This window comes from Pseudomonas congelans, assembly GCF_900103225.1.
Classification (GTDB): Bacteria; Pseudomonadota; Gammaproteobacteria; order Pseudomonadales; family Pseudomonadaceae; genus Aquipseudomonas; species Aquipseudomonas congelans.
The window spans coordinates 804,266-821,623 of sequence record NZ_FNJH01000002.1 but is presented as its reverse complement, the minus strand read 5'-3'; the positions used below and the strand labels follow the sequence as shown (position 1 = coordinate 821,623).

Genomic DNA, 17,358 nt, shown 5'->3' with positions numbered 1-17,358 from the left:
GCGGTACAAGTGACCCCACCTTCCGAGGCTGGTTCCGTTCAGCCCGGTTACACTGGCTTCTTTGCGCTTTTGATACCGAAAACAAAGGCCTGCACATTAACATAAGCCGCCGCTTGAGAACATTCGGCGCCCTGCGAAATTAAGCGGTTTCGGTGCGCTGACTGATAGCTGCGGTGCAGCGTCCAACGCCCTCTCTAGTTTGGGTGTAGATGTTGAAAGTTATTATTTTCAAGGGGTTGCGATACGGGACATCTGATCATTTGTTTAATCAGGCTGCATCGTTCTCATTGGCCAAGAGCTGGCGCGAGTGGCTATTTGGCAGTCAAGGCTTGTTTAACATTGCTGCCAGGCACGCAACAACGAAGAAAATCTTGTCTCGCGGTCTCCTGCGGCATTGCGGTGCCTTGAGCGCGAGCTTCAGGAACGACAGCCGTGTACTCCCTTGCTTTCCCGCAGTTTGCAGTTGGTTGTTTCCGGTCAAACGGCCAATGAGTAATACCTGCCCGGCCCACCAGCCATCAGCAATCTTTTTCAGTCGACTGATGAGTGAGGCAAACCCGGTATTGGCTCCCACCTGATTGTTGGCGTGCTGACGGTAGTCCAAACCTGAAACCGGATCGATAAGCCATTGGAAGCCGTGACTGCGAGCATATGCGTAACAGTACCAGTCATGCAGGCTGACGGCCTGAGCTTCGTCCCAGTGGGAAAGGAGTGATGACTTGAAGGCATCTGCAAGCCGGCGATTCAACACATAGGTGCAGCCGGGGCCGGCAGCTTCGAACAGATAGTCCCACTGGACCTGAGGCTGAGCCTTGTCCAGCAGTACGCGCTGCCCATCGGGCCAGAATGCGGTGACATTGCTGGAATAGGCATCGTGATGACCCGTCGCCAAGGCCGATACGGCGCGCTGAAGCTTGTCCGGATGCCAGAGATCATCTTGATCGGAGAACGCCACGTAATCAAACGTCGAGAAGTCGACATCCCGGATCAAGCGGAAGAAGTTGCGTGACGCTCCGCCAAATCGTCCGGCAGGCGGCAGCAGGGTGATATTCGCATGACGCTGCGCATAGTCAGCACACCATGCTTCAGTGCCGTCCGTGGAGGTATCGACACTGATGAATACGCTGATGCAGACATTTGTCTGCTTCAGAATGGAGTCAAGTTGCGCCTCTATCCACGCCATACCGTTATAGGCTGCCAGCAGCACGGCTACCTTGGGGAACACAGATGACATACTGTCAGCCTTGCGGTATGGGGGATGGAGTTTACAGTCTTAGAACGAGCCCAGATCCAGCAGCTTCTGCAGATATTGGCCGTAGCCAGTCTTCTTCAGTTTCTGAGCTTGCTCACCCAGCTGCGCGGCAGTGATCCAGCCGTTGGTGTAGGCGATCTCTTCCAGGCAGGCAACTTTCCAGCCCTGACGCTGCTCGATGGTGTGCACGAAATGACTCGCCTCCAGCAGCGACTCATGAGTACCCGTATCGAGCCACGCAAAGCCACGACCGAGAATTTCCACGGTCAGATTTTTCTGCTCGAGATAAGCACGGTTCACGTCAGTGATTTCCAGCTCGCCGCGCTCTGAAGGCTTGATGTTCTTCGCTATTTCGACAACCTGATTGTCGTAGAAGTACAGGCCGGTGACTGCATAGCTCGACTTGGGTGCTGCAGGCTTCTCTTCGATGCTCAAGGCGCGACCGGTTTCGTCGAACTCGACAACGCCAAATCGCTCAGGATCGGAAACGTGGTAACCGAAGACGGTAGCACCGCTGGTCTGCTGGCTGGCCGAGCGCAGGTTGTCGGAGAAGTGCTGACCGTAAAAGATGTTGTCGCCCAGGATCAGGCAGCAAGGATCTTCACCGATGAATTCTTCGCCGATGATGAACGCCTGTGCCAGGCCATCAGGAGTCGGTTGCTCTGCATAGGTGAGCTGAATGCCGTATTGGCTGCCGTCGCCCAGCAGCTTGCGGAAGCTTGGCAGGTCTTCTGGCGTGGAGATGATCAGGACTTCACGCATGCCTGCCAGCATCAACACCGACAGAGGGTAGAAAATCATCGGTTTGTCGTAGATAGGCAGCATTTGCTTGGATACGCCAAGGGTAAGCGGGTGCAGACGAGTGCCCGAGCCGCCGGCCAGGATGATGCCTTTACGATTAATGGTGGTCATTTGTTCAGAGTTTCCATGAGCATTCGGGCTACACCACTTTGCCAATCAGGCAGGTGCAGAGAAAAATTGTGGCGCAGCTTTTCTGTGTTCAGACGCGAATTCAGAGGGCGTTGCGCGGGTGTCGGGTATTCGATTGTGCCGATGGGGTTGATCGTTTCCACCGCCAGGGGTTCCCCTTGGGCGCGGGCGAAATCAATCACATATTGCGCGTAGGCATGCCATGACACTTCGCCGGCAGGTGCCAGGTTGTAGATGCCACACAACTCCGGCTTCGCCAGCGTCTGAAGAAGGGCAGCCGTCGCTATGTCGGCCAGCAACTCGGCACCTGTAGGCGCTCCAATCTGATCGGCGATCACATTGAGCGTCGGGCGATCTTTTGCAAGGCGCAGCATGGTTTTGGCAAAGTTGTTGCCGCGTGCGGCATAAACCCAGCTGGTACGGAAGATCAGGTGCTTGCAACCTGAGGCAGCGATGAGTTGCTCGCCTTCAAGTTTGGTTGCGCCGTAATAGTTGACCGGCGACACCGCATCGCTTTCTTTCCATGCGGTGTTGCCCGAACCGTCGAACACATAATCGGTCGAGTAATGAACCAGCAGCGCGTCCAGCGTGCGTGCTTCTTCTGCCAGTACCTGGCTGGCCAGCGCATTGACCGTGTGCGCAAGCTCACGCTCGGCTTCGGCCTTGTCGACTGCGGTGTAGGCTGCGGCGTTGACGATGACCTGCGGTTTAACGCTGCGAATGGTATTGCGCAAGCCATCCAGATCAGACAGATCGCCAGAAAGCTCGCCATAGGCCGTCGATACGCTATGGCGGTCAAGCGCGACAACTTCACCCACTACAGCGAGTGAACGTTGCAACTCCCAACCCACTTGGCCGTTTTTGCCCAGCAGAAGAATTTTCATCATTTATCGGCGCGCGCTGTGTAGTTCTTGTCGATCCATTGCTGGTAGCTTCCGCTCTTCACGTGAGCAACCCATTCAGGGTTATCGAGGTACCATTGCACCGTCTTGCGGATGCCGGATTCGAAGCTCTCTTCTGGCACCCAGCCCAGCTCGCGCTGAATCTTGCTGGCATCGATAGCGTAGCGCAGGTCATGGCCTGGGCGGTCCTGCACATAAGTGATCAGGCTGGCATGCGGGCGATGAGCTGAATCCGGACGCATCTGGTCGAGCAGGGCGCAGACAGTGTTGACCACTTCGAGGTTCTGCTTCTCGTTGTGACCACCGATGTTATAGGTCTCGCCGATCTCGCCTTCGGTGACGACTTTGTACAATGCGCGGGCATGATCTTCTACGTAGAGCCAGTCACGAACCTGATCACCTTTTCCGTAGATGGGCAGCGGTTTGCCTTCCAGCGCATTGAGAATGATCAGCGGGATCAGCTTCTCCGGGAAATGGCACGGGCCGTAATTGTTGGAACAGTTGGTTACCAGCGTGGGCAAGCCGTAAGTGCGGCTCCAGGCGCGTACCAGATGGTCAGAGCTGGCCTTGCTGGCCGAGTAGGGTGAGCTCGGCTGGTAAGGCGTTGTCTCGGTGAAGAGATCTTCCGGACCTTCCAGGTCGCCGTACACTTCATCGGTGGAGATGTGATGAAAGCGGAAGTTGGCTTTGCGTGCTTCGTCCAGCTGGTTCCAGTAGCCACGTGCAGCTTCAAGCAGCGTATAGGTGCCGATGATGTTGGTCTGGATAAACTCCGAAGGGCCAGTGATCGAGCGATCGACATGCGATTCGGCCGCCAGGTGCATGACGGCATCGGGTTGGTGTTCTTTGAACACCCGATCCACGTCCTCACGGTTGCAGATATCGACATGCTCAAACGCGTAGCGCTCGCTTTGATCGGCCGACTGCAGCGACTCAAGGTTGCCTGCATAGGTGAGCTTGTCGACGTTAACGACGGAATCGGTTGTGTTGGCAATGATGTGCCTGATGACCGCCGAACCGATGAAGCCTGCACCGCCTGTTACTAAGATCTTCAAAAGAGTATCTACCTTGGGTTGTGACAAGGCTCTGCCCGGTCCGTGGAAACAATCGCTGATCGGCTTCCGTCTTTCAGACATCTGCTGTGTTAAACATGAATGTTTAAATGACGTGGATGAGCGACGGTTAAAAAACGACATTTTACATATAAAAACAGACATCCCCATTAAAAATTTGAGGGTATCGGCGATAGGGTGGCGCGCTTGAGCATGGCTGTGCGTAAAAACGCGAAAGCCCCAGATAATGGGGCTTTCGCGGTGATCGGAGCACGCTCTTGCCGAGCGCCCTCTGGGCATGCGTGATGCTTAGACGTTAAACCGGAAATGCATCACATCACCGTCTTTGACGATGTATTCCTTGCCTTCCAGACGCCACTTCCCGGCTTCCTTGGCGCCGGCCTCACCCTTGAACTGGATGAAGTCGTCATACGCCACCACTTCGGCGCGGATGAAGCCTTTTTCGAAGTCGGTATGGATAACGCCTGCGGCTTGTGGTGCGGTGGCACCGACGCGGACGGTCCAGGCGCGCACTTCTTCGACGCCAGCGGTGAAGTAGGTCTGCAGGTGGAGCATTTCGTAACCGGCGCGAATCACGCGGTTCAGGCCGGGTTCTTCGAGGCCCAGGGCTTCGAGGAACATGTCTTTCTCTTCGCCGTCATCTAGCTCGGCGATTTCGGCTTCGATCTTGTTGCAGACCGGCACCAGCATTGCGCCTTCTTCTTCAGCGATGGCGCGGACCACGTCCAGCAGCGGGTTGTTTTCGAAACCGTCTTCGGCGACGTTGGCGATGTACATGACCGGCTTGGTGGTCAGCAGGTGGAAGCCACGGATGGTGGCTTTCTCGTCGTTGCTCATGCTCTTCATCAGGCTGCGTGCAGGCTTGCCTTCGCTGAAGTGTGCAATCAACTGTTCCAGCAGGCCTTTCTGGACCACTGCGTCCTTGTCGCCACCCTTGGCATTGCGCGTGACCTTTTGCAGTTGCTTTTCGCAGCTGTCGAGGTCGGCGAAGATCAGTTCCAGATCGATGATCTCGATGTCGCGCTTGGGGTCGACGCTGTTGGAAACGTGAATCACGTTCTCGTCTTCAAAGCAGCGCACCACGTGGGCGATGGCATCGGTCTCGCGGATGTTGGCGAGAAACTTGTTGCCCAGGCCTTCGCCCTTCGAAGCGCCTGCCACGAGGCCGGCGATGTCGACGAACTCCATGGTAGTCGGCAGGATGCGTTTCGGGTTGACGATGGCTGCCAGGGCCGCCAGGCGCGGGTCGGGCATCGGCACGATACCGCTGTTCGGTTCGATGGTGCAGAAGGGGAAGTTTTCGGCCGCGATACCAGATTTGGTCAGGGCGTTGAACAGGGTGGACTTGCCGACGTTAGGCAGGCCGACGATGCCGCAATTGAATCCCATGGTGTTTCCCCTCGAGTGATGTCAGGCCTTCTGGCTGTGCAGGTTTTTCATCGCCCGGTTCCATTCACCGGCGAAGATATCCGGCAGCACGCCGAGGGCAAAGTCGATACTGGCGTCCAGTTTTTCCTGCTCGGCGCGTGGCGCTCGACCCAGGACAAAACCGGATACCTTGCTGGCATCGCCCGGGTGGCCAATGCCAAGCCGCAAGCGATGGAATGTATTCTGATTGCCGAGCTGCGCAATGATGTCGCGCAGCCCGTTATGACCGCCGTGACCGCCGCCTACTTTGAGTTTGGCAACGCCCGGAGGCAGGTCAAGTTCGTCATGCGCCACCAGAATCGACTCGACCGGAATGCGATAAAAGCCGGCGAGTGCCGCGACAGCCTGGCCGCTGCGGTTCATGTAGGTGGTGGGAATCAGCAGACGAACATCCTGACCCTGGTGCGTAAAGCGTCCGGTCAGGCCAAAGAATTTGCGCTCGGGAACGAGGTTGACTCGTTGCGCCGCAGCAATACGCTCAACAAAAAAAGCCCCTGCGTTATGCCGGGTCTGTTCGTATTCGGCGCCTGGATTTCCCAGGCCCACGATCAGTTGTATGGCGGTCACGACAGGGGCTCTTCCTTTGGAGTTGAGGGTTGAACCGCTGACGACAGCGGCAATGTGGACGAAAACTGCTCATTTACCATGATGTAAACTCAGCGATCTCGCCCGCTTTGCCTGCTATCGCTCGCGATGTCTCCTGAGCAACTCCGACGTTACCAAGTAATGAATTACTCGGCAGCGCCTTCTTCAGCTTCACCTTCTTCTTCGTCTTTGACGATACGCGGTGCGTGGACGTTGGCGATTGCCAGGTCAGTACCGTGTGCCAAAGCGACGAACTCAACGCCTTTAGGCGCTTTCAGTTCGGACAGGTGAACGTTGTCACCCACTTCCAGCGCGCCCAGATCGACTTCGATGAACTCAGGCAGGTCTTTCGGCAGGCAGGTCACTTCCAGTTCAGTGGTAGTGTGCGAAATCTCGCCGCCTTTCTTGACCGGAGCTTCTTCGTTCAGGAAGTGGATAGGCACGATTGCGGTCAGTTTCTGGCCGGCAATAACGCGCACGAAGTCAGCGTGCATCACGTGGCCCTTGGCCGGGTGACGTTGCAGCGCCTTGATGATGACGTTTTGCTTCTTGCCACCAACGTTCAGCTCGATGATGTGGCTGTAGGCCGCATCGTTTTCCAGCAGTTTGGCAACTTCCTTGGCCAGCATGCTGATGGACTCGGGGGCTTTGTCGCCACCGTAGACTACAGCTGGAACCAGGCTAGCGAGACGACGCAGGCGGCGGCTCGCACCTTTCCCCAGGTCGGAACGCTGTTCTGCATTCAGGGTAAATTCGTTCATGTTGTATCTCCAAATTAACCACATCCACCGTTGCGTTTGCGACCAGCGCTCGGATGGTATGGGCAAAAAAGCCCCGCCCTGACCGGATGTCAGGGCGGGGCGCTTTTCGTCTGCGTGATGTCAGTTAACGGAACATCGCGCTGATCGATTCTTCGTTGCTGATGCGGCGAACCGCTTCGGCGACTACCGGGGCAATATCCAGTTGACGGATACGGCCACAGGCTTGAGCTGCGGCGGACAACGGGATGGTGTTGGTCACTACCAGTTCGTCCAGCACGGAATTTTCAATGTTTTCAATCGCCCGACCCGACAGCACAGGGTGTGTGCAGTAGGCGAAGACCTTGGCAGCACCATGCTCTTTCAGGGCCTTGGCCGCGTGGCACAGAGTGCCGGCGGTATCGACCATGTCATCAACCAGAATGCAGGTACGCCCTTCGACATCACCAATGATATGCATCACTTCGGAGTGATTGGCTTTCTCACGGCGTTTGTCGATGATACCGAGATCGACACCCAGGGATTTGGCGACAGCACGTGCACGCACGACACCACCGATATCCGGGGAAACGATCATCAGGTTTTCAAAGCGCTGATCTTCGATGTCGTCCACCAGAACGGGGGAGCCGTAGATGTTATCTACCGGAATGTCGAAGAAGCCCTGAATCTGGTCAGCATGAAGATCAACCGTGAGCACACGGTCGATTCCCACTACGGTCAGCATGTCAGCGACAACTTTTGCGCTGATTGCAACACGAGCGGAGCGCGGGCGGCGATCCTGGCGGGCATAACCAAAGTAGGGAATCACAGCAGTGATTCGGGACGCTGAGGAGCGACGGAAGGCATCAGCCATCACGACGAGTTCCATCAGGTTGTCGTTCGTGGGTGCGCAGGTCGGCTGAATGATAAAGACGTCTTTACCGCGGACGTTTTCATTAATCTCAGTGCTGATTTCACCGTCGGAAAATTTTCCGACAGAAACATCACCCAGTGGGATATGCAGCTGACGTACTACACGCCGAGCGAGATCGGGGTTGGCATTCCCCGTAAAGACCATCATCTTGGACACGCGCAGTACCTAGAGGCTGAGGGTAACCTGGATGAGTATAGAAAATGGCAGGGGCGGCTGGATTCGAACCAACGCATGGCAGGATCAAAACCTGCTGCCTTACCGCTTGGCGACGCCCCTGTATTGAATCAATCGAGTGCCTGGCACTCAATTCCTGCTACAGAATTTGCAGCTTGCGATGCAACATCGAGATGTTGCTTCCTTTCGCTACGAACCCCGTAAGGGTCTCTGTAAGAAGGGCCGAGACTTTATCAGCTTCAGCTTTGTTTGGGAAGGCCCCAAACACACAACTTCCAGTTCCGGTTAATTTTGCTTCGGTAAATTTACCTAACAAATTCAAAGCGTTACGTACTTCTGGGTAACGCCTCTCTACAACCGCCTTACAGTCATTTCGACTGTTTCCCTTGGGAACGGGGCGCACTTTAATGGGCGGCGTGTCGCGTGTCAACAACGGATCTGAAAAAATTTCTGCTGTACTTACAGCGACTTGCGGAACGAGTACCAAATACCACGGTTCTTCCGGGTCCACCGGGGTGAGAATTTCACCGACGCCCTCAGCAAAAGCGGCATGTCCACGTACGAAAACCGGTACATCGGCGCCTAGCGTCAGGCCCAGTTGCGCCAGGCGATCCTCATCCCAGCCGAGCTGCCATAAATGATTCAGGGCGAGCAGGGTGGTCGCTGCATCCGAGCTGCCGCCGCCGATACCGCCCCCCATGGGCAGGCGTTTTTCCAGCCAGATGTCCATGCCCAGTGTGCAACCGGACTGTTTTTGCAGGGCGCGGGCAGCTTTGACGATCAGGTTGCTGTCATGCGGGACACCGGGAACGTCGGTCTGCAGGCGAATCTCGCCATCGTCGCGAACGGTAAAACCCAGTTCGTCGCCGTAATCGAGAAACTGAAACAGCGTCTGCAGTTCGTGATAGCCGTCAGGGCGGCGTCCCAGAATGTGCAACATGAGGTTGAGTTTTGCCGGGGCAGGCAAAACCAGTTGTGGCGTGCTCATGGTCATTGCCCCAGTTTGCGAGGCTGCCAGTCCTTGATGACCAGCGTTACGTCCAGATCCTGACCGTGCAGCTTGACGCGCTCCGGCAGCCAATAGCCGTTCTGCTCGACGTAACTGAGGTATTCCACCTGCCAGCCATCCTGTTCAAGGCTGGCCAGCCGGCTGTCGCCATCGAGTGTGACGCTGCTTTTGCTGTCAGGTGCCGGCAGGCCGCGTACCCACCATACAAGATGAGACACGGGCAGTTTCCAGCCCAGTTGGTCCTGCAGCAGTGATTCTGGTGACGTGGCTTCGTAGCGGCCCTGATTGGCGACTTCGAGCACCACCGCCCCCGGCCTGCCGGTCAAGCGCGCCGCGCCACGACCGAGCGGGCCGGACAGGCGAATGTCGTAATAATCCTGGCGCTGCAGCCAGAACAGGGTGCCGCTGCCTGAGTCTTTTGGCGCGCGGATACCGACCTTGCCGTTGATCTGCCAGCCATCGAGGCTGCTCAGTTGTTGTTTGTGCTCGCGCCATTGCGCGGGGTCACCTTTGCCCTGAACGGCTTCGCGGGAGGTGAGGCCGGCGCAGCCGGTGAGCAGGGCGATGAGGCTGAATACGATTAGGTGGCGCAAAAACATAACGTCAAAGGGTCTCTGATCCGGTCAAGCGTCGCAATGTGCTGCGCAGGACGGTGCTGTCGGGTTGTTGTTCCAGGGCCTTGGCCCAGACTTTTTTGGCTTCGCGCTGCTCGCCCTTGGCCCAGAGTACTTCGCCCAGATGGGCGGCTACTTCGTGGTCTGGGTAGCGTTCGAGGGCCTGGCGCAGGTAGCGCTCGGCATCGTCCAGATTACCCAGGCGGTAGTTCACCCAGCCAAGGCTGTCGAGCACTGCCGGGTCATCAGGGTTGATCTTGTGGGCTTTTTCGATCAATTCGCGTGCTTCGGTATAGCGCGTGGTCCGATCGGAAAGGGTGTAGCCCAGCGCATTCAGCGCCATGGCGTTTTCCGGCTCGCGCTTGATGATGCTCCGCAGGTCTTTTTCCATCTGGGCCAGATCATTGCGTTTTTCAGCCAGCATGGCGCGGGTATACAGCAGGTTGGCGTCGTCCGGGTATTGCTTGAGCGCCTGATTCAACACCTGCCAGCCACGATCCAGTTGATCATTGCTGGTCAGGGTTTCGGCTTCGATCAGGTACAGCTGGACGGCATAATCGGGCTCTTCGGCGCGTGCTTCGGACAACCTTTTGGCGGCTTCCGCACCGTTGCCATTGCTGACCAGAATATCGGCCTGGCGCAATTGCGCCGCCAGGAAGTCCGGGCCAGGGCCTACCTGAGCGTATTCGTTGAGCGCGCTTTGCGGGTCCTCGCGCTCTTCGTGGATGCGGCCCAGATTCAGGTGCGCCGAATCTACATGCGCGCCGCGGGCGATCAGTTCTTCCAGATAGCCCGCTGCTTCGTCCCAGGCCTTGGCCTCAAGGCACACCAGTGCCAGCGAGAAGCGCAGCTCGTCGTCATCCGGATACTGCTGCAAGAGCGCGGAAAACTGCACTTTGGCGTCTTCCATGCGGTTCTGCTCGACGAGCATGCGCGCATACGTCAGGCGCAGGCGCTTGTCGTCCGGGTATTTCTTGATGCTTTTTTCCAGCAGGGGCACCGCTTCCTTGCCTCGATTCATGCTTTGCAGCAGGCGGGCGTGCAGCAGAATCGGCGCGATTTCACCTTCTTTGGGCGGGTTGTCTTCGAGCAGTTTCAACGACTGTTCGGAGTCGCCGTTCTGCTGCAGCAACAACGCCTTGCCGAAAATCAGCTGGCCGTTGTTCGGGTACTTGCCCAGCAGTCGGTCAAAGCTCTTGAGCAGACCATTGCGGGTGTCCGGATCTGTTTCGGCGGCCGACAGGGCAAGGAAGTCGAAGTGCGTATCGCCCTGGCCTTGCAGGACTCTCTCCATGTACACCAGCGAATCGTCGTAACGACCGGCGCGCGCCAGTTGGATGGCGGCAGCTCGCTGTGCTTCAAGATTGCCCGGTGCGTTCCTCGCCCAGATCAGCGCGGTATCCAGCGCCGACTGATCGGCGCCCATGTACTCGGCGATCTGATAAGCGCGCTCCGAGACCCCCGGGTCCTGAGTCTTGATCGCCTGGGTCACGTAGTTGTCCAGGGCGATGTCGAAGCGGTTGCGCTGGCCCGCCAGCTCCGCGCTCAACAGGCTGACCAGGGTGTCCTGAGTGAACGAACCATAGACCTGCGGCTTGGCTTCAGGCGCGGGCGGGGCGTCCTTTTGAGCGGGCACAGGCTGTGACGAGGCGGGGGTCATGGACTGACAGCCACCTAGAAAGGCGAGAGCAAGGAACAACGCGGAGGATCTATTCATATATAAGAAGGGCGGCTTACCTGCGGTGGGAGCATCATGACACAAGGCTGTTGGCAAAACCCACAGCCGTCGGAAAAACTGATGCAATGCGTGTGTTTGCAGTGTCGCGGACCCGAAAGCACGGTCTGCGACGAGCGATTGTAGTGGGACAATAATATGTGGTGGTTGTTCTGAGCTTATCGAAGTAGGACAATTACCGGCTTCACGTCACCACCTGCGACCCTGAATGGCCTTCCTTGCACTCGGTATCAACCATAAGACCGCCTCGGTCGACGTTCGCGAGCGTGTGGCATTTACCCCGGAACAGCTGGTCGAGGCATTGCAGCAGCTCTGCCAACTGACGGAGAGCCGCGAGGCTGCGATCCTTTCTACCTGCAACCGCAGCGAGTTGTACATCGAACACGAGCACCTCGGCGCGGACAGTATTCTTGCCTGGCTCGCCGATTATCATCACCTGAGTCTTGAAGAACTGCGCGCCAGCGCTTATGTGCACGAAGATGACGCCGCGGTGCGGCACATGATGCGTGTCGCCTCGGGGCTCGATTCGCTGGTGCTCGGCGAGCCGCAGATTCTCGGCCAGATGAAATCCGCCTATGCTGTTGCCCGCGAAGCCGGCACGGTCGGGCCATTGCTCGGCCGTCTGTTCCAGGCGACGTTCAGCGCCGCCAAACAGGTGCGTACCGACACCGCCATTGGCGAAAACCCGGTCTCTGTGGCCTTTGCCGCAGTCAGCCTGGCGAAACAGATTTTCAGTGACCTGCAACGCAGCCAGGCCTTGTTGATCGGTGCAGGCGAGACCATTACTCTGGTCGCCCGGCATCTGCATGATCTGGGCGTCAAGCGTATCGTGGTTGCCAACCGCACGCTCGAACGCGCCAGCATGCTCGCCGCCGAGTTCGGTGCGCACGCCGTGCTGCTGTCGGACATCCCGGCGGAGCTGGTCAACAGCGATATCGTGATCAGCTCGACGGCCAGCCAGTTGCCGATTCTGGGCAAGGGCGCTGTCGAAAGTGCGCTGAAGCTGCGTAAGCACAAACCGATTTTCATGGTCGATATCGCCGTACCGCGGGATATCGAGCCTGAGGTCGGCGAGCTGGACGATGTTTACCTGTATAGCGTTGATGATCTGCACGAAGTGGTGGCAGAGAATCTCAAGAGCCGTCAGGGCGCTGCGCTGGCCGCCGAGCAATTGGTCAGCGTGGGTGCCGAGGACTTCATGTCGCGCTTGCGCGAACTGGCTGCAGTCGACGTGCTGCGCGCCTATCGTCAGCAAAGCGAACGGCTGCGTGACGAAGAGCTGAGCAAGGCGCAACGTATGCTGGCCAACGGCAGCAATGCCGAGGACGTACTGATCCAGCTGGCACGTGGCCTGACCAACAAATTGCTGCATGCACCCAGCGTGCAGCTCAAGAAGCTGTCTGCCGAAGGTCGCGTCGATGCGCTGGCCATGGCCCAGGAACTATTTGCCCTCGGTGAGGGCTCGACGGATAAAACCCCGCAATGAAAGCTTCACTGCTCAATAAGCTGGATGTGCTCAGCGACCGTTTCGAGGAACTGACCGCGCTGCTCGGCGATGCGGAAGTCATCAGCGATCAGACACGCTTTCGCGCCTATTCCCGTGAATACGCCGAAGTGGAGCCGGTCGTTGCGCTCTACGCGCAGTTGCTCAGGGTGCAGGGGGATCTGGAGGGCGCCCAGGCGCTGCTCAAGGACAGTGATCCGGACATGCGCGAAATGGCCGTCGAGGAAGTTCGCGAAACCAAGCAGCAACTGGTCGAGCTGGAAGCGCAATTGCAGCGCATGCTGTTGCCCAAGGACCCGAACGACGGTCGTAACGTGTTTCTGGAAATCCGCGCGGGCACCGGCGGCGATGAAGCGGCGATCTTCTCCGGCGACCTGTTCCGCATGTATTCGCGTTACGCCGAGCGGCGTGGCTGGCGGGTCGAGATTCTTTCCGAAAACGAAGGCGAGCATGGCGGCTACAAGGAAGTCATTGCACGTGTCGAGGGTGAAAGCGTCTATGGCAAGCTGAAATTCGAGTCCGGCGCGCACCGTGTGCAGCGTGTTCCGGAGACCGAATCCCAGGGCCGTATCCATACCTCTGCCTGTACGGTTGCAGTGTTACCGGAGCCTGACGAGCAGCAGGCGATCGAGATCAACCCTGCCGACCTGCGTGTCGACACCTACCGTTCTTCGGGCGCCGGTGGTCAGCACGTCAACAAAACCGACTCGGCGATCCGCATTACTCACTTGCCGTCGGGTATTGTCGTCGAGTGCCAGGAAGAGCGTTCGCAGCACAAGAACAGAGCCCGGGCAATGTCCTGGCTCTCTGCCAAACTGAATGATCAGCAGACCAGCGCGGCGGCCAATGCCATCGCCAGCGAACGCAAGCTGCTAGTGGGTTCGGGCGATCGTTCCGAACGCATACGTACGTATAACTTCCCTCAGGGGCGAGTGACGGATCACCGCGTGAACCTGACTTTGTATTCGCTGGATGAAGTTCTGGCAGGCGGAGTCGATGCAGTGATAGAGCCGCTACTTGCTGAATATCAGGCTGACCAACTTGCGGCACTGGGTGAGTAAATGACCATCATCGCAAGTGTACTCAGAAGCGCTGAGCTTCCCGATTCACCGACTGCACGGCTTGATGCCGAGTTGCTGCTGGCGGCAGCGCTGGGCAAACCGCGCAGTTTTCTGCACACCTGGCCCGAGCGAATTGTCAGCACCGAAGCCGCAGTGGCATTCGCCGGCTACATGGAGCGCCGCCGCAAGGGCGAGCCAGTGGCTTATATTCTCGGCCAGCAGGGCTTCTGGAAGCTGGATCTGGAAGTCGCACCGCACACGTTGATCCCGCGCCCCGAGACCGAAATGCTGGTCGAGGCGGCACTGGAGCTGGTGCCTGCCTTCGCGTCTGCTCAGTTGCTGGATCTCGGCACCGGCACCGGCGCGATTGCGCTGGCGCTGGCCAACGAACGCCAGCAATGGAAGGTCACCGCGGTTGACCGTGTGCCAGAGGCTGTCGCCTTGGCCGAACGCAACCGGAAGCGCTTGCAACTGAACAACGCCGAAGTTTTCGAAAGCCACTGGTTCAGTGGCCTGCAAGGCCGACAGTTCGACCTGATCATCAGCAACCCGCCTTATATTTCCGACGCCGATCCACATCTGTCGGCCGGTGACGTGCGTTTTGAGCCGAGCAGCGCGCTGGTAGCCGGTTCCGACGGGCTGGATGACTTGCGCACGATCATCGAACAGGCGCCTGCACACCTCAATGCAGATGGCTGGCTGCTCCTGGAGCATGGCTATGATCAGGGGCCTGCGGTGCGTGAGCTGCTGATCCGCCAGGGCTTCGAGCGTATTCAGACCCGTCGTGATCTGGGCGAGCATGAGCGCATCACGTTCGGATGCAAGCCGTGCTGAGTGATCAGGAACTGCTGCGCTACAGTCGCCAGATTCTGCTGCAACACGTTGATATCGACGGCCAGTTGCGACTCAAGCAAAGTCGTGCGCTGGTCGTGGGCGTCGGCGGGCTTGGCTCGCCGGTAGCCTTGTATCTGGCCGCCGCAGGGGTTGGTGAACTGCATCTGGCGGATTTTGATCACGTCGACCTGACCAACCTGCAACGCCAGATTATCCACGACACGCAGAGCATCGGGCAGGCCAAGGTAGATTCGGCCCTCGCGCGGCTCAACGCTATCAATCCCGAGATCACCCTTGTCGCTCATCGTACTGCGCTGGACACCGACTCACTGAAGGCGGCGGTGCAAGCTGTCGATCTGGTGCTGGATTGCTCGGATAATTTCGCCACCCGCGAAGCGGTCAATGCCGCCTGTGTCGCTGCTGGCAAGCCGTTGGTCAGTGGGGCGGCCATCCGGCTCGAAGGACAGTTGTCGGTGTTCGACCCGCGTCGTGCGGACAGCCCTTGTTACCATTGTCTGTACGGGCATGGCAGCGAAGCCGAACTGACCTGCAGCGAGGCCGGTGTCATCGGGCCGCTGGTCGGTCTGGTTGGCAGCCTGCAGGCGCTGGAGGCGTTGAAACTGCTGGCCGGCTTTGGCGAGCCCATGGTCGGTCGACTGTTGTTGATCGACGCCTTGAGCACGCGTTTCCGTGAGCTGAAGGTCAAGCGTGACCCGGCGTGCAGCGTCTGTGGTCCGGCCAGCGTGCAGGGCGAGCATGCTTGACGTGCATATGAGCCATGGCAGCGATGCGCCGGTCGGAATCTTCGATTCCGGGGTCGGTGGTCTGTCGGTGCTCAATGAAATCCGTCAGCTGTTGCCCAGCGAGTCGCTGCTGTATCTGGCGGACTGCGGGCACATTCCCTACGGCGAAAAAACTCCCGAATTCATCATCGAGCGGTGCCTGACGATTGCCGGATTTTTCCGCGAGCAGGGGGCCAAGGCGCTGGTTGTCGCCTGTAATACGGCTACGGCAGCAGGTGTGTCGCACATACGTCAGCGCTACCCCGACTGGCCGATTGTCGGCATGGAGCCTGCGGTCAAACCGGCTGCCGAGGCGACCCGCAGCGGTGTCGTCGGAGTGCTGGCGACTACCGGAACGCTACAAAGCGCACGGTTTGCTGCCTTGCTGGACCGTTTTGCCAGCGATGTACGGGTCGTGACCCAGCCGTGCCCAGGGCTGGTCGAACTGATCGAAACCGGCGACCTGGTCAGTCCGCAAATCCGTCAATTGCTGCAGCATTATGTCGAGCCGTTGCTGGCGGCGCGCTGTGACACGATCATTCTGGGCTGCACTCACTACCCGTTTCTCAAGCCATTGCTGCGCGAAATGCTTCCCGAGTCGGTCACCCTGATCGATACCGGGGCCGCAGTAGCGCGGCAGCTGCAGCGTCTTTTGGCGCGGTCCGGCGTGCTTGCCAGTGGTGTCGCCCGAGACACTTTGTACTGGTCTAGTGACATACCGGACAATTTCAGAAAAATCCTACCTTTTTTGTCGCAAAACGTCGGCAATGTGAGAAGCTTCCGTTTGTAAAAAAAACGTGAAAAAGGCGCTTTTGGGGTGAACTAACGTCGCCTCCGCGGCTTCTATAAAAGCGGCTGATGAATTCCAACACTTTTCGTACAATTTAATATATTTAGGACGTTTCTCATGAAGAGACTCTTTTGCCTGGCCGTGATTGCGGCCGCTTTGGCAGGGCAAGCTTCAATCGCGCAGGCTGATGGTGTTGAGTTTTCGGTCGGTCAGACCGGCGAGTCCACCATGACTTATCGTCTGGGCGTACAGTTTGATTGGGATAAAACCTGGCTGCAAAGCGACATCGGCCGTCTGACCGGCTACTGGGATGGCGCCTACACCTACTGGGATGGTAAGGACTACAAGGATAACCACAGCCTGTCGTTCTCCCCGGTTCTGGTCTACGAATTCGGCAACGGCAACGTCAAGCCATACGTAGAAGCCGGTATCGGCGTCTCGGTGTTCTCAAACACTCAGGTTGAAGACCGCAAGTTCGGTTCTGCCTTCAACTTCGAAGACCGTATCGGTTTTGGTCTGCGCTTCGCGGGCGGGCATGAAGTCGGTATCCGTGCGACCCACTACTCCAACGCCGGCATCAAAGAGCCGAACGATGGTATAGAAAGCTACGCACTGCACTACAAGATGCCGTTCTGATTTGATCGACTCTGGTGCGTGACAGCGTTACTGCCGTCGAGTGCTTTTCCCCACGCGATGGCACTGACGACGCAGAGTGCGACGTAAGTGACGGCTGAGTCCTGGCGCTGATCCGGGGGTAGCCTGGCAGGACGCCAGGCTAGCCGCACCGGGCCATGGATGGCCCGTTGCGGCGACCCCCGGATCAGTGACAGGGCGAAGGAACCCGACGAAGTCGGGCCGGAAACGGAGCGGTGACTTTGCTTACTTTGGTCCCTCAAAGTAAGGCGCCGTAAGGGCGCAAAGGTCACCTGAGCCGAACCCCAATCCACCTGACATCACAGAACCGCCGTGTGACGCAGAGCGTCACGAACTGCATTCCCAGGCGGAGCGTGGGGA

The 17,358-nt window shown here is 58.1% G+C and carries 17 protein-coding genes and 1 tRNA gene; 6 read left to right on the top strand and 12 right to left on the bottom strand.

Annotated elements, in window-relative coordinates:
* Positions 1–322: 322 nt before the first annotated feature.
* The 12 genes from BLR20_RS10850 to BLR20_RS10795 all read right to left on the bottom strand — a co-directional run bounded on the left by BLR20_RS10850 (position 323) and on the right by BLR20_RS10795 (position 11,355).
* Complete coding sequence (locus tag BLR20_RS10850) at positions 323–1,234, bottom strand: glycosyltransferase family 2 protein (RefSeq protein WP_054992425.1); 912 nt, start codon at positions 1,232–1,234, stop codon at positions 323–325.
* 39 nt (positions 1,235–1,273) lie between these two features.
* Positions 1,274–2,164: a glucose-1-phosphate thymidylyltransferase RfbA gene (gene rfbA, locus BLR20_RS10845; RefSeq protein WP_054992424.1), complete on the bottom strand. Its 891-nt coding sequence runs from the start codon at positions 2,162–2,164 to the stop codon at positions 1,274–1,276.
* Entirely contained in the window at positions 2,161–3,066 is a 906-nt protein-coding gene (gene rfbD, locus BLR20_RS10840) for a dTDP-4-dehydrorhamnose reductase (protein ID WP_054992423.1), read from the bottom strand. The genes rfbA and rfbD overlap by 4 nt, the downstream gene beginning before the upstream one ends.
* Positions 3,066–4,139: a dTDP-glucose 4,6-dehydratase gene (gene rfbB, locus BLR20_RS10835; protein ID WP_054992422.1), complete on the bottom strand. Its 1,074-nt coding sequence runs from the start codon at positions 4,137–4,139 to the stop codon at positions 3,066–3,068. Before rfbB ends, rfbD begins: the two co-directional genes overlap by 1 nt.
* 306 nt (positions 4,140–4,445) lie before the next feature.
* Positions 4,446–5,546 carry a redox-regulated ATPase YchF gene (gene ychF / locus BLR20_RS10830; protein WP_004663905.1) on the bottom strand — a complete coding sequence of 367 codons (1,101 nt, stop codon included), beginning with the start codon at positions 5,544–5,546 and terminating at the stop codon, positions 4,446–4,448.
* A 21-nt stretch (positions 5,547–5,567) separates the two neighbouring features.
* The gene (pth, locus tag BLR20_RS10825) at positions 5,568–6,152 is read right to left on the bottom strand and encodes an aminoacyl-tRNA hydrolase (protein ID WP_003317127.1); all 585 of its coding nucleotides are present in this window, start codon (positions 6,150–6,152) and stop codon (positions 5,568–5,570) included.
* 164 nt (positions 6,153–6,316) lie between these two features.
* Entirely contained in the window at positions 6,317–6,931 is a 615-nt protein-coding gene (locus BLR20_RS10820) for a 50S ribosomal protein L25/general stress protein Ctc (RefSeq protein ID WP_003317126.1), read from the bottom strand.
* 124 nt (positions 6,932–7,055) lie between these two features.
* On the bottom strand, positions 7,056–7,997 hold the full coding sequence (locus BLR20_RS10815; protein WP_003317125.1) for a ribose-phosphate pyrophosphokinase: 942 nt from the start codon (positions 7,995–7,997) through the stop codon (positions 7,056–7,058).
* Positions 7,998–8,042: 45 nt separating this feature from the next.
* Positions 8,043–8,117 (bottom strand) — tRNA-Gln (locus tag BLR20_RS10810).
* A gap of 37 nt (positions 8,118–8,154) precedes the next feature.
* Positions 8,155–9,003 (bottom strand): 4-(cytidine 5'-diphospho)-2-C-methyl-D-erythritol kinase, encoded by an 849-nt coding sequence (gene ispE, locus BLR20_RS10805; RefSeq protein ID WP_010430233.1) that lies wholly within the window; start codon positions 9,001–9,003, stop codon positions 8,155–8,157.
* A 2-nt stretch (positions 9,004–9,005) separates the two neighbouring features.
* Positions 9,006–9,623, bottom strand: a complete 618-nt coding sequence (gene lolB, locus BLR20_RS10800; protein WP_054992421.1) for a lipoprotein insertase outer membrane protein LolB — start codon at positions 9,621–9,623, stop codon at positions 9,006–9,008.
* 4 nt (positions 9,624–9,627) lie between these two features.
* A complete protein-coding gene (locus BLR20_RS10795) occupies positions 9,628–11,355 on the bottom strand; it encodes a tetratricopeptide repeat protein (protein ID WP_074594644.1) in 1,728 nt (575 codons plus the stop codon).
* Positions 11,356–11,581: 226 nt separating this feature from the next.
* Between BLR20_RS10795 and hemA the strand changes: the two genes are divergently transcribed.
* The 6 genes from hemA (at position 11,582) to BLR20_RS10765 (ending at position 16,980) form a co-directional block, all read left to right on the top strand.
* A complete protein-coding gene (gene hemA, locus BLR20_RS10790; protein ID WP_003433718.1) occupies positions 11,582–12,859 on the top strand; it encodes a glutamyl-tRNA reductase in 1,278 nt (425 codons plus the stop codon).
* A complete protein-coding gene (gene prfA / locus BLR20_RS10785; protein ID WP_010430223.1) occupies positions 12,856–13,938 on the top strand; it encodes a peptide chain release factor 1 in 1,083 nt (360 codons plus the stop codon). The genes hemA and prfA overlap by 4 nt, the downstream gene beginning before the upstream one ends.
* Positions 13,939–14,772, top strand: coding sequence for a peptide chain release factor N(5)-glutamine methyltransferase (gene prmC, locus BLR20_RS10780; RefSeq protein ID WP_010430220.1), 834 nt, complete (start codon positions 13,939–13,941; stop codon positions 14,770–14,772).
* Positions 14,766–15,536, top strand: coding sequence for a molybdopterin-synthase adenylyltransferase MoeB (locus BLR20_RS10775; RefSeq protein ID WP_162091524.1), 771 nt, complete (start codon positions 14,766–14,768; stop codon positions 15,534–15,536). The genes prmC and BLR20_RS10775 overlap by 7 nt, the downstream gene beginning before the upstream one ends.
* Entirely contained in the window at positions 15,529–16,344 is an 816-nt protein-coding gene (gene murI / locus BLR20_RS10770) for a glutamate racemase (protein WP_010430216.1), read from the top strand. The genes BLR20_RS10775 and murI overlap by 8 nt, the downstream gene beginning before the upstream one ends.
* A gap of 117 nt (positions 16,345–16,461) precedes the next feature.
* The gene (locus tag BLR20_RS10765; protein ID WP_002552154.1) at positions 16,462–16,980 is read left to right on the top strand and encodes an acyloxyacyl hydrolase; all 519 of its coding nucleotides are present in this window, start codon (positions 16,462–16,464) and stop codon (positions 16,978–16,980) included.
* Positions 16,981–17,358: the final 378 nt, after the last annotated feature.